Source organism: Reichenbachiella sp., assembly GCF_965233835.1.
Classification (GTDB): Bacteria; Bacteroidota; Bacteroidia; order Cytophagales; family Cyclobacteriaceae; genus Reichenbachiella.
Map to the genome: position 1 here is coordinate 3,902,076 of NZ_OZ247585.1, position 12,438 is coordinate 3,914,513.

Below are 12,438 nucleotides of genomic sequence, written 5' to 3' on the forward strand. Positions count from 1 at the left end.
ATCTCGTTGTCAATTTAGGTCAACTGCTCACTGACTTTTGCGGCTGCAAAATTAGACTATTTTTTTACCAATTCCAGCCTTACGTTAAACGTTAGACTTTCTAAATAGATATTTCAAGCTAATTATCGATGCCACTACATGGCAAAGCCTGCTGATTCCAGCGAACACTAATGGGACAACGATACTTCGTTTACCCCCCAAACTTTTTTTCAATATGCTATTCGCAATATCCGGTTTTGATATATTATCAATAAAATTTTGTACTATTTCTTGATTCTCAGTAATCATCACCACCTCTTCTTCGAAGTAGTAGCTGATAAAGTCAAAATTACTACTGCCACAAATCAGTTTCTTCCCATCAATCAATATGGCTTTAAGATGAGACATTCTACCTTGATACTCATAGAAATTAAAATAACCTTTCATCAACTCATTAGTCAGAATAGCTTTGAATATGTTCTTATTATTAATCCCTGGCGATACAATATCAAATTTTACTCCTTCAGCCTTATGATTTCTGGTATAAGTCAACAATGGATCTGAGACGTATGGAGAAAAAATCTGAATGGATTCCTTTGCCTCATCAATATTTCGAAACACATCCTTATAAATGTTTCTACTTCTATAACCGTCCAGGTAATACATCTTGGTATCACCCAAATTATTGACCGTTGATTGGTCATTTTCCGCAACGGATCTATGAAAGTCGTTTGACAGTGATTTTGCCATTTCAGCGCTATTCATTTCCACCATCATATCGTGCCATTCAAAGTTGTGCTCACAGAAATTGAGCCCACCGATAAAAGACACTTCCTCATCAATGACCACCATCTTTTTATGATTTCGATGAGGGTATTGTAGAAATAGAAAGCCCAATGGGTTGGTGTATTTTACTTTAATCCCATTTGCTCTAGCCTTTTTTATTACGGCTTTGGTATTTTTCACTTCTGCACGAAAGTCCTCGTCTTTGAAATAGCCTAGACTGTAAATGAAACGGTCGTTGATCACAAATTTCGAATAGGAATCCAGACACAGCTGAATGTCTTTAGCTGGTGAAGCGATCAGAGTGTCTACCAACCACTCCCCTACAGAGTCTCCTTCAAACGACATGGCCTGGATGTAAATACTCTTCTGTGCTTTTGCCGCTAAGCTCTCGAATCGCTCTTTAAATGCGTCCGAGTCTACCAATACCTGTCCTGTCATTTTATTCGTTGAAGGTGATAAAAATGGAAAGCAGCAAAATTAGCTGAAAAGCGCAATTCAGGTCAAGTATTACTAAAAATTGCCCACTCCTATTGGGTACTCTATAAAATATTGTTTTTTTGCGTCGAAACTAAGTACCCATTCTCTATGAAGATTGCACAAGTATGTCCGTATGATTGGTCCAGACCAGGTGGAGTAAAGGCTCACATCGAAAATTTGGCCATCTATCTTCGAAAAATGGGGCACGAAGTAAAAATCATTGCGCCCAACTTAAATGCTGAGCAAATCAATGATGCAAATGTCAAGTTGATCGGAAAAGGCAGGAGCACGACCCTCTGGGGTGGCACTGAGATCGACATCAACATCGCCAAAGGCGAGGAAGTAGAAGAACTCAAGCACTATTTGAAAAAAGAGCAATTTGACTTACTTCATTTCCATAATGGTTGGACACCATTCATGACTTATCAAGTCAGATACTACTCTAAGGCCAAACACATTGGTACTTTTCATGATACACCTGCTGATAACTTCCTCATGCAGAAGTTTGTGGGTCCAATTTTGATGCCTTTGGCGGCGAGCTTAGTTTGGAAAGTGGCTGACCATATGATATCGGTGTCTGAGTCTCAGGCTCGATATGTAAAGTCTTTTTTAGCCAAAGACCCCACCATTATCCCTAATGGTATCAATCCAGATCAGTTCAACACTTCCTTCGAACCAATTGAGGAATATAAAGATGGTAAGTTTAATCTGCTCTTTTTAGGGCGATTTGAGGAACGTAAAGGACTGTTTTATACTTTGAAAGCTTACAAAACCTTGAAAGCCAAGTATCCTGACATCCGCCTTCTTATTGCTGGTGATGGTGAACAAAAACAGGAGGCCTTAGATTTTGTAGCAGATAACAATTTAGAAGATGTAGTATTTCTTGGCTTTATTGACGAAGAAATCAAAGCCAATTTGATTCGAACAGCGGACATTCTGCTCGCCACTGCGATCTATGGAGAAAGTTTTGGCATCGTCTTGCTAGAAGCCATGGCTTGTGGTACACCTGTAGCCGGATTTGGCAATGAAGGTTATCTCAATGTAATCAAATCGCCTTGGGATGAGTACTTCCCTACGCCTCGTGACCTAGAAACATTGACCAACAAGATCGAAAAGCTGTACCTCAATGAAGACATTAGAAAAGAGATGTCGGCCTGGGGCATTGAAGAAGCCAAAACCTATGAATGGGAGCATGTGACCAATCAGGTGTTTGAGGTGTATGAGATGGTGATGAATAGTTAAAAACACACATCATTACCCGGCGGTGTCCGGGTAATCTTTATCGGCACGCAGTACGTTCGAATCTTACAGCACTTATCATATGTAGATTCCCTGAATGCTTCTCCGTCACATCAGAGAATATCGGGCTTCTGAATTACTTCCCCAATATCCCCTTCAAATCCGCCGGAGAATACTCCACAGATTTCAACGTCTTATCATCTTCCTTTCGATACACCAAAAACAAGCCATCGGCTTCTTTGATATAGCTATCCGTGCCTTTGTTTTCTTTGTAATGCTTGACGGTTGCCTCTGCCACTTCCATGGTTTTGCAAGCCTTGCTCATGTTGGAACGCTGCACTTCATTGAATAACTCCACGAATTTATCACCTAGGCCAAACTCCAACACTGCGCCAGACAATACATACTGAATATCACATAGGGCATCTGCTACTTCTACCAGATCATTATTGTCGATAGCTTCTTGGAGTTCTTTCAACTCTTCGGAGATTAGCTCTACTCTCAGGGCGCATCTTTTGGCATCTGGGATGGCCGGAGCATCCACGATAGGATGTTTGAATGTTTTATGAAATTCGGCTACCTGATTGAGTGAATCTATCTTCTCCATGAAATTGATTATTGATGTTGAAAAATTGAAAGCTCGAAATTCTTAATTCACCATCTAAATCCCAAAAAATGTGGAAAAGTATCTACCCTTTCTTCTTTGATTCATTTCGCATGGCCAATGACAGGAAGTAAACAAACCCGCCCACCACGGTTCCAAGAATTACGATCATTCCGATTATTGCTGAAGCACTCATTTTTTTGCTGCGAATTTGTTGTACAAAAATTTATTCATCAGGAACCCAATCACAATCACAGCTCCCCATTGTGTGATAATAGAAGCATTGCTATACACGTCAAACAAGTTCCAATGGCCATTAGCATCGAACCAAGGGTAGTCGCTATAACCTTGTGACAACCACCAGTAAATGAGGAACAATGCCAATAGGATATTGCCACTCATGCAGATCACAAAATAGTTGGTCGATACTTTGAAGTCCGAATCTTCATCTACCAGTTCTTCTTTGAATTTCTTGGCACCTGATTTAACCACCGCGAATAAAATAAACAGTCCCGTGACGATCAAACCTACTCCCCAAACCCAATCCTGATTAGAAAAGAAGTCCAATGAGTATGCCGATGGAAAACCGAATAGGATAAAGAATATTACCACTCTTGTCATCGCACTCTTTCGAGTAAAGCCCAGGTCATTGAGGTTTCTGGTAAACAACTCAATCATAGGCAGTAGTGAACTAAAGGCAGCTAGAAACAGTGCAGAAAAAAAGACAATAGCTAATAGTCCACCCCCTGGGAAAGTTGAAAACAATTTAGGGATGATGGTGAAAGTCAAAGCTTGATTACCTGACTGCAAATAGGATACTGCGCCCTCATAAGACGGTGCTAAGGCAAACACTGCTGGCAGTATGGCTATGCCAGCTACTAACGAAGCTGTGTTATTCCCAAATGCACTAATAAATGTATTGAGGGTAACCTCCTCATTTTTTCTGGAATAAGAAGAAAGTGTCATCATCAATCCCCATCCCGCTCCAGTGGACCATGCTGATTGCGTTAATGCTTCTATCCAAATTCTTGAATTCCCAAAATCATCCCAATTGATAGAAAACATATATTCTAACCCAAGCACACCATTATCCATATTGAGCGCAATAGCAGCTATGATCAGGAGCAAGAAAAATAAACTAGGAATTAAAATTTTGTTAGCCTTTTCAAGACCTTTTTGAATACCTTTTGACAAGACAAAAACGCCAAGCAAGACATTAAAAATGTACAAGCCAATAGTAACCCAATTGCCATTCGAAATTGAATTCCAAAATTGATTGAGATACTCAGGATTCTCCACCAGCTTTTCAGACAAAGGCTGTGTATCAAACAAATTTCCTAAAGAGAATCCTAAATACCTAAGTGCCCATGCCGTAACTATAGAGTAGTAGAAGGCAATGCCAAGGGTACAGATGGTCACAAAGAAGCCCATCCAGGTATACTTCTCTCCTGCCAGTTGCGCATAGGAACCGATGACTCCTTTCTTAAATTTCTTACCAATAGAAAATTCAGCCAATAACAAAGGTATTGACCAAATGAAGAGAAATAATATCCATAAAAGAATGAAGGTACCGCCGTATTGTCCTGCCAATCTTGGAAATCGCCAGAGATTTCCTGCACCAATGGCCATCCCTAAGGACGCTAATACGATTCCCCACCGACTACTAAACTGATCTTGATCTGTTTGACTCATATTTTGGTTGTTGTTTGTCAAATCGACCTAAAACAACCTAGGTCGGCATTTTTAACAATCGCCAATATTATGGAAAAAACTGACAGAAAAAAAGAATACTTATATCTGCGGGGTATTGGTGAAAATAGTATCAAAAAAAGAGGCCTTCTTTCGAAGGCCCCTACCAATTCAAATAATTAATTTACTCACAAAGTGAGAGTTTAATGATACAGAGCTTGCCTCATTAAACAATTTTTTAACTAAATCCTGGCTCGTGAGCTTGCTCCTATGCCGGTTGACTCGTCAAATCTTTACGAGTTCTAAATTCAATTTCACGTCTACTTCTTCTCCAACCACCAAGCTACCAGTGTCCAGCGTATCATCCCATTTCAGTTTGTAATCAAATCGATTGATGGTGAAACTGGCTTTAAAACCGCTAACCGTCTTCTTACCCATGTTGATCATACCACTGTAGGTCGCAGGAAATGTGATTTTTTTTGTCACATCTCTAATTGTTAGCATGCCTGTGATTTCGTATTGATCATCCCCTTTTTTCTTAAAGGATTCGCTCACAAACGTCATTTGGGGGAATTCCTTGGCATTAAAGAAATCATCCTCTTTTAAATGTTTATCTCTAGTAAGATTCTCAGTTGAAACGCTCTCTACCTTCACCTTTGCATCAATTTTTGCGCCATCAAATGAGTTCTTCTTGGCTTCCAATTCACAAGTGAAATCTGTGAATTTTCCTGTCACCGTAGATATGGTCATGTGCGATACCTCAAACTGGATTGAAGAATGTGCAGGATCTGCCTTCCACATAGTCTGAGCACTGACAGAATAAACTACGAAAATCGATAATAGTAATAGAAAAGCTCTTCTCATTTTGGGTTAATGTTTGTTTCACATAATATAATCAATTTTGAAAACATTACCTATGAAAAATATGTATGTTTGAAATTTGATAAATACTACTAGCTTATGAAGATTACCCAGTTGTCCACCCTTCTTATACTCGTCTTTTTTGGTTGTTCCTCACCTAAAAGCAATAGTGAAAATACTGAAGTAGCCGATGAAATAGCAGAAAACAACCCTCCACCGAATGACAATTACTTCATGCAGGCCACAGATGGCACCTACTACTATTTGGAAGAATTGGTAGATAAAAGAGTCTTCATCAACTATTGGGCTACCTGGTGCAAACCCTGTATTGCAGAAATGCCTGACATACAAGCCGCAGCCGAAATTCTAACCAAAGAAAACTATGTCTTCTTCTTAATCTCTGATCAGGAAATGGACAAAATCAAAGACTTTGAAAATAAGAGAGATTTCAATTTGACGTTCGCCAAATTGAATGGAAAAGTTCAGGACTTAGGTATTCAATCACTACCTACCACAATGATTTACAACACGAGTGGTAAACAGGTCAGAAAAATCGCAGGTGCGGTAAAATGGGACAGCGAGGATATGTTGAACAGTCTGAGAGAAGTAGAGTAATATGAGTGAATATGGATTCTGGTCTTTGGTGCCGCCACTGGTAGCTATTGGTTTAGCACTGCGAACAAAGCAAGTTTTTCTTTCTCTAACCCTGGGCATCTGGATAGGTTGGGTGATTATTGAAGGAGGTAATCCACTCTCAGGTTCTTTTGCCACCCTCAATGCATTTGTAGCTGTTTTCGAAGACGCGGGTAATACCAGAACCATCATTTTTACACTTCTCATTGGCGCTTTGATTGCGCTCATTCAACGATCAGGAGGCGTAGCTGGATTTATAGAATCTGTCAAAAAAGTACTCGACAAGCAGGAGCAAAAAAACAGAAACAATCGAAGGCTGGTTCAGCTCTTCGCTTCACTCACTGGCATAGTGATTTTTGTAGAATCCAATATTTCTATTCTGACGGTGGGTACATTGTACCGTCCCATTTTCGATAATTTAAAAATTCCACGTGAGAAGCTGGCGTACCTTGCAGACTCCAGCTCAGCACCCTCGTGCATTATCTTTCCATTCAACGCCTGGGGAGCCTATATCATGGGCTTGCTAGTCATGCAGGGATTTGACCGTCCTTTTGCTACGATGATGAGTGCACTACCCTACAACTTCTATCCTTTTTTAGCGCTAGGGATTGTTGGATATATCATATACACGGGCAAAGACTATGGCCCAATGAAAAAAGCAGAACAAAGAGCTACAGAAGAAGGAAAACTAATTGCAGACGGCTCCACGCCAATGATTTCAGACGAGGTGTCTATGTTGGAAGCCAAAGAAAATATATCGCACAGAAGCATAAACATGATTCTCCCCATTGTAACCATGATCATTATGATGCCAGTGATGCTGATATATACCGGATGGGGTAGTCTTGAAGACACCAGTGGAAGTTTCATCGACCTTGCTTTGCAAGCCATGGGACAAGGTTCTGGATCTACTTCTGTACTTACAGCGGTAGCCACGTCTGTTTTGGTTGCTATAATCCTCTACAAGGCACAGCGACTCCTAGGTATCAAAGAAATGGTAGACCTCTCTCTCAAAGGCATGTCCGGCATGGTATCTCTGGCCATACTTATGGTATTTGCTTTTGCACTGGGGAGCTTGTGTAAAGAATTGAAAACAGGGCTTTACGTCGCAGAAGTTTCAAAGGCTTGGCTTTCGCCAAATCTAGTACCAGCCATTGTTTTTATGGTTAGCTGTTTTATAGCTTTTAGTACAGGTACTTCTTGGGGAACCTTCGCTATTATGATATCTATCGCTGTGCCTATGGCTACTTCCATGAATGTAGATCCTCACTTGGCTATTGCAGCCGCTATTGGCGGTGGCGTTTTTGGTGATCACTGTTCTCCGATTTCAGACACCACCATTATCTCTTCCATGGCCTCTGCTAGTGACCATGTAGATCATGTAAATACACAACTTCCTTATGCCCTTTCCGCCGGAGGTGTAACCTTGCTCATGTATTTAGTGTTAGGGTTTATGCAATGATCATATCAAGAAAAGCAACTCAAGAAGATATACCTGGCATCCTTGCGCTACAAGCACAAAATCTGGTCAGCGAACTTAGCGAAGAACAACAAGCCACCAATGGCTTTGTTACCACACCATTTACCACCGCGTTGCTGCAAGAAATCATTGAACTGGGTTGGGCTTTTGTCACGGAGATAGAGGATCAAATTGCCGCGTATCTGTTTGGTGGTCCCTGGTCCTACTTTGAAAAATGGCCCATCTTTCCTTATATGACTTCACGATTTTCAAAATGGGGTAATTGGGAAATCAGCACTGAAAACAGTTTTCAATATGGCCCGGTTTGTATAGATGCTAATCATCGAGGGAAGAAGATAATCAACCAGTTGTTTGAGGCCATGCGCAAGGACTTTATCCCAACCTATCCACTGGCGGCTACCTTCATCAATCAGGCTAATCCAATCTCCACCAAAGCACATTTGAAGTTAGGCTGGAAGATTGTTGATGAGTTTGAATACAACAACTCTAAATACTATGGACTAGCGTATGATATGTCCACCCCTGTTGCCTTAGTTTAGATTATCGTAGTCTCAACAACACACGATCTACAATCTCCTTGGCTGTGGTTATTCGGCTCATGTCAGAATACAAGTTACCATTGCGACCAGAATGATGTCCATGACCTGCAAGGTGCAACAACTCATAGCGTTCAGATTGATCACCATCCAAAAGATCAGAAGAGTAAATCAAGGAGGGCTGACCTACCTGACCACTACCTGAATAAATCTCGTCCTCAGGGAATTTATCTTCGTTATAAAATTCGTTCCAGTCGTAAGACTGATTCACCTCCATCAAGACTCTATATTGGTTCATACTCCTTTCACTTTTTGTTTGTATGATAAAGTTATCTGTTGGGGTGGCTCCAGAGACGCCATCTAAATCTGCTGCCTGGGTCAAAGGCACATAGTATCCGTCCTCAGCCAGAATGTTTCTTTTATGCGACCAGTAAGGCAAGGCTTCTGGCCGCCTTTTCACAGAAGGTTTCCAAACACCCCCCTCTTTAATTCCATAGTCAAAAACACCTGAGGCAATGACTCTGGAGATGTACAACGTCTCAACATAATTACCAGCTGAATCTTCCAACCATATGGCAAACAATGGATAATTAAAGGCACTTCCCTTTTTTACTTCGATGGCTAAGGCGCTAGATGAAAGTGCCTCATTTACTTTGATCAATTGATAGTCAAATGAGTGGTCTTCCTTACCCAATTGTGCGTTTCGCCATTTATTTCCCCAATCATACAAATAGTTAACTCCGGCCACATTTTGGTAGCCCCCAACTACAATAAGGGACAAAAGCACAGTCAAAATTGTACTCTGATATTTAGCAAGATGTTTAGATTTTTTGCCTGTGAGATAATTTTTGAGTGGTATTTTATTATTCACAATATGAAAGACCACACTTATCACAAAAAGTACCGCAAACAAAGTATGTATGGCCGCCGTGTTTTTATAAAATGGATAAAAATACATTACCCCTCCGGATAGTGCTAAAACAAGAAAAGTAAGGATCAAAAAGTTACCAACAAGACTTCGGTTCATAGGCTCTGTTTGTTTAAAAAAACAAAGCTAGATCGTAGGGCCAGTTAAGTCAATAAGGGACAAATTCACCCCTATAAAATTCTCTCTTTTTAACAAAATCACAACTCTAACTAAAGATTGATTTACATACATTTACAAAAAATGTTGATCACTTTATTCATCTAGCCATCGTTTCTATGAAACTTCTCTTGTTCTTATACGCTGCTCTCCTCATCAGTTTTCAAACCTCCTGTGCTCAACCTAATGACGATCTATTCACCATCTACCTGGTAAGGCACGCCGAGAAAGATGTATCAGACAAAAAGAACTCAGACCCAGCCTTGACTCCTTGTGGTGTAAAAAGGGCCGAAAGTCTTTCCGTTTTTTTCGATCAAATAGCATTGAACAACATATATAGCTCAGACTATACACGAACTAGAGACACTGCTAAACCAACGGCTCAATCTAAAAGCAAAGCGTTGATCTTATACAATCCTGGGGATTTGGACTCTTTTTCAAAAGAGCTCCTTGAAAAACAAGAAGATGCGTTGGTCGTTGGGCACAGCAACACCACGGGTGTGTTGGCAGGGCTGCTGTCCGATCAAAAAATAGGTTCATTCGATGAAAGTATTTACAACCGGATCTATCAGGTGGTGATCAGCAAGAAAACCGCACAGATGTACGTCTACCATACCTCGTTCTCGTGTGAATAACACTTTAAAAGGAACGACGGTTTAACTTTTCATTAACAATTGATAAGAAAATATTAACAAGTCTCATGACTCTGTTTGGCTTTATTTGAATTTCAAAAAAACCAAACTCATGAAACTGAAATTAATCTCACTTTTAGTACTTCCTACTTTTTTCGCCATTGCACAAAGTTCCAAACTAACCATTCATCCACACATTCGAATGCCGCAAGACAGTGTGGTCAGTCAGCAATTAACTCATGCTTTTAATGAATTCTTGAGCGCTGCTTCCGGGCCCAACGAAGAGAACCCATGGGTGCTCGAATCTCAAAGGATTGAAACCCACATCTTACTGGACGAGTTCAAGGGCATTGAAAAAAGTGAAGCCTTTTCGAATGACCATTTTTACAAACCCTACCTTCAAAATGTATTAAAACTCAAAGAGGGCCAGTATCTCATCCAACTCTCCTACATAGGAACCAAAGACAACGAGAGCCACCTACGAGCCTCATTTGAATTGATCGCTCACCAGGAAGAAAGCTCATTTCTATTCTCCTCTCCACTGCTGTGGTATACGCGCCACTGGAAATCTACAGAGACAAACAATAATATCTTCCACTATGGCCATACCATCAATGAAGAAAATGTTGAGATTTTTGCTCGGCTGGCTGCTGAATTTGACGAAAAGCTAGAGGTAAAAGACAAGACCACTGAATTCTACTGTACAACCAATCTGACCGAGGTGCTGCAACTCATGGGGGTAACTTACCGATTAGATTACAACGGAATTAGTCAGGCCAATTTCAGCTCCACGCTAGCCGATCGAAAGCTCATCATCCTCGGCAATGACAACGCCGCTTTCAACTATTTGGATGAACACGACCTGTGGCACGATCGCCTGAGCCTAAAAATCTCCAGAAGAAAAGTAAACAAACCCATAGATGAAGCTTGTGCCTATTTGTACGGCGGCAGCTGGGGCTTAAGCTGGGACGAGATATTTGATCAGTTCTACGAGAAAGTAGCCAGCAACAAGAAAACGGATTGGACCACACTCAAAGAAGAACCGTTAAACTTCGGTGATAGCAGAGCCACCCACCTGATGGCGGACTATGTGGTTAACGCACTCATCGTACAGCAAATAGAAAATGAAAAAGGGTTTGACGGTGTGTGGGAATTTCTGAATTGTGGCCCATACGAAAAAGAAAATGCCAACTACTATACTACACTGGAAAAGCTAACGGGCATAAAGGAAAAAAACTACAACAAAGCCGTCTGGAAGTTGATAGAAAAGCAAAGACTATTAACCCTGGCGAACAACTAGTCTATGATTTCATATCATCCATCTCAAATTTCATAGCTTTATAATACTCAACAAACGCTATAAAATGAGACCTAAGGAATTAATCAAAAAATGGATCGATCTATTCAACCAAGGGAATGCAGAGCAACTGGCCGAGCTATATCACTCAGATGCTATCAATCATCAGGTAGCCAATGAACCCGTAGAAGGTAAGGAAGCCATTCAGGCCATGTTTGCTGCTGAGTTTCAGGCAGCAGACATGACCTGTATACCGGAAAATTTGTTTGAAGATGACGAATGGGCCATCCTCGAATGGAAAGATCCTATGGGTTTACGAGGTTGTGGTTTTTTTCACGTTATAGATGACAAGATCAAGTTTCAACGGGGCTATTGGGACAAACTGTCTTTCATGAATATGTACAAACCAAAAAATTGAAAGCTTGATGCAACCTATTTGAGGTCATATGCATCTGGGGTTTAGTTTTCAATTTTCATATTCATAAAAAACTCAAAATTATGACAACTAACCTCACACCCCCCAAATGGAGACAACACATCATGCGTGTACTATTCTTACTGATCTTGGTAGGTTTAGGGCCTGACCATTGGATGGCAGTATTTTCACCAAGTGAACCACCCTCACCCATGTCCGGCGTAACGATCAGCTTTTATGCGGCCTTTTCTTTCTTGTGCGTATTAGGTATTCGCTATCCTTTAAAGTTTATCCCTCTACTACTGATCCAGCTGGTATATAAATCCGCCTGGATGATAGGCACTTACTTACCTGCTAAGCATGCCGGCATCCTGGACGAAAACTACGAGTCCTGGTTTTGGTCTATGGCACCAGGTATAGTGATCGATCTCCTGGTTATACCGTGGGGATATGTATACCGAGAATATCTCAAAGACTTTTTTGTTTGGAAAAAAGTTGCTGAGTAGGGCATACAGGCCGCTTGTCATATTCCTACTTATTTGCTACTTTGGGCATCGGTCTGGTCAGCAGCCAGGCTATGCCTGCTTTTTTGTTCTGCAGGCGACCGAATTGCTTGCCTAACCGCAGCCATTCTGAGAAACATAAATAAACGTTTAAAAAATTGCTTAACCGTTCTTCTTTTGGTTTGAGCTATGATTTTAAGCAAAATCAAATGATCAAAAACAT

General features: G+C 40.8%; 14 protein-coding genes. 8 read left to right on the top strand and 6 right to left on the bottom strand.

The features are described 5' to 3' along the window. Window positions 1-84: 84 nt before the first annotated feature. Window positions 85-1,203, bottom strand: a complete 1,119-nt coding sequence (locus tag ACO6S2_RS16445; protein ID WP_422359652.1) for a phospholipase D-like domain-containing protein — start codon at window positions 1,201-1,203, stop codon at window positions 85-87. 147 nt (window positions 1,204-1,350) lie between these two features. Here ACO6S2_RS16445 and ACO6S2_RS16450 point away from each other — a divergent pair, with 147 nt between their 5' ends. Next, the gene (locus ACO6S2_RS16450) at window positions 1,351-2,484 is read left to right on the top strand and encodes a glycosyltransferase family 4 protein (RefSeq protein ID WP_422359653.1); all 1,134 of its coding nucleotides are present in this window, start codon (window positions 1,351-1,353) and stop codon (window positions 2,482-2,484) included. A 133-nt stretch (window positions 2,485-2,617) separates the two neighbouring features. On the opposite strand, the gene ACO6S2_RS16455 is transcribed toward ACO6S2_RS16450, so the two are convergent. The 4 genes from ACO6S2_RS16455 to ACO6S2_RS16470 form a co-directional block, all read right to left on the bottom strand. Next, the gene (locus ACO6S2_RS16455) at window positions 2,618-3,088 is read right to left on the bottom strand and encodes a hypothetical protein (protein ID WP_422359654.1); all 471 of its coding nucleotides are present in this window, start codon (window positions 3,086-3,088) and stop codon (window positions 2,618-2,620) included. 82 nt (window positions 3,089-3,170) lie between these two features. Further along, window positions 3,171-3,281 carry a MetS family NSS transporter small subunit gene (locus ACO6S2_RS16460; protein ID WP_422359655.1) on the bottom strand — a complete coding sequence of 37 codons (111 nt, stop codon included), beginning with the start codon at window positions 3,279-3,281 and terminating at the stop codon, window positions 3,171-3,173. After that, the gene (locus ACO6S2_RS16465) at window positions 3,278-4,777 is read right to left on the bottom strand and encodes a sodium-dependent transporter (protein ID WP_422359656.1); all 1,500 of its coding nucleotides are present in this window, start codon (window positions 4,775-4,777) and stop codon (window positions 3,278-3,280) included. Before ACO6S2_RS16465 ends, ACO6S2_RS16460 begins: the two co-directional genes overlap by 4 nt. A 282-nt stretch (window positions 4,778-5,059) precedes the next feature. Then, window positions 5,060-5,638, bottom strand: a complete 579-nt coding sequence (locus ACO6S2_RS16470; RefSeq protein ID WP_420579618.1) for a YceI family protein — start codon at window positions 5,636-5,638, stop codon at window positions 5,060-5,062. Between the two features lie 96 nt (window positions 5,639-5,734). Between ACO6S2_RS16470 and ACO6S2_RS16475 the strand changes: the two genes are divergently transcribed. From ACO6S2_RS16475 to ACO6S2_RS16485, 3 genes are read left to right on the top strand one after another with little or no spacing between them, the layout of a single operon-like run. Next, window positions 5,735-6,250: a TlpA family protein disulfide reductase gene (locus ACO6S2_RS16475; protein ID WP_422359657.1), complete on the top strand. Its 516-nt coding sequence runs from the start codon at window positions 5,735-5,737 to the stop codon at window positions 6,248-6,250. 1 nt (window position 6,251) lies between these two features. After that, entirely contained in the window at window positions 6,252-7,730 is a 1,479-nt protein-coding gene (locus ACO6S2_RS16480) for a Na+/H+ antiporter NhaC family protein (RefSeq protein WP_422359658.1), read from the top strand. Continuing rightward, a complete protein-coding gene (locus tag ACO6S2_RS16485) occupies window positions 7,727-8,287 on the top strand; it encodes a GNAT family N-acetyltransferase (RefSeq protein ID WP_422359659.1) in 561 nt (186 codons plus the stop codon). Before ACO6S2_RS16480 ends, ACO6S2_RS16485 begins: the two co-directional genes overlap by 4 nt. A gap of 1 nt (window position 8,288) precedes the next feature. On the opposite strand, the gene ACO6S2_RS16490 is transcribed toward ACO6S2_RS16485, so the two are convergent. Beyond that, window positions 8,289-9,311, bottom strand: coding sequence for a hypothetical protein (locus ACO6S2_RS16490; RefSeq protein WP_422359660.1), 1,023 nt, complete (start codon window positions 9,309-9,311; stop codon window positions 8,289-8,291). Between the two features lie 176 nt (window positions 9,312-9,487). Between ACO6S2_RS16490 and ACO6S2_RS16495 the strand changes: the two genes are divergently transcribed. The 4 genes from ACO6S2_RS16495 to ACO6S2_RS16510 all read left to right on the top strand — a co-directional run bounded on the left by ACO6S2_RS16495 (window position 9,488) and on the right by ACO6S2_RS16510 (window position 12,218). Next, a complete protein-coding gene (locus tag ACO6S2_RS16495) occupies window positions 9,488-10,003 on the top strand; it encodes a SixA phosphatase family protein (protein WP_422359661.1) in 516 nt (171 codons plus the stop codon). Between the two features lie 109 nt (window positions 10,004-10,112). Further along, window positions 10,113-11,300 (top strand): hypothetical protein, encoded by a 1,188-nt coding sequence (locus tag ACO6S2_RS16500; RefSeq protein ID WP_422359662.1) that lies wholly within the window; start codon window positions 10,113-10,115, stop codon window positions 11,298-11,300. Window positions 11,301-11,364: 64 nt separating this feature from the next. Further along, on the top strand, window positions 11,365-11,715 hold the full coding sequence (locus ACO6S2_RS16505) for a nuclear transport factor 2 family protein (protein WP_422359663.1): 351 nt from the start codon (window positions 11,365-11,367) through the stop codon (window positions 11,713-11,715). 80 nt (window positions 11,716-11,795) lie between these two features. Then, the gene (locus ACO6S2_RS16510) at window positions 11,796-12,218 is read left to right on the top strand and encodes a hypothetical protein (RefSeq protein ID WP_422359664.1); all 423 of its coding nucleotides are present in this window, start codon (window positions 11,796-11,798) and stop codon (window positions 12,216-12,218) included. Window positions 12,219-12,438 lie beyond the last annotated feature (220 nt).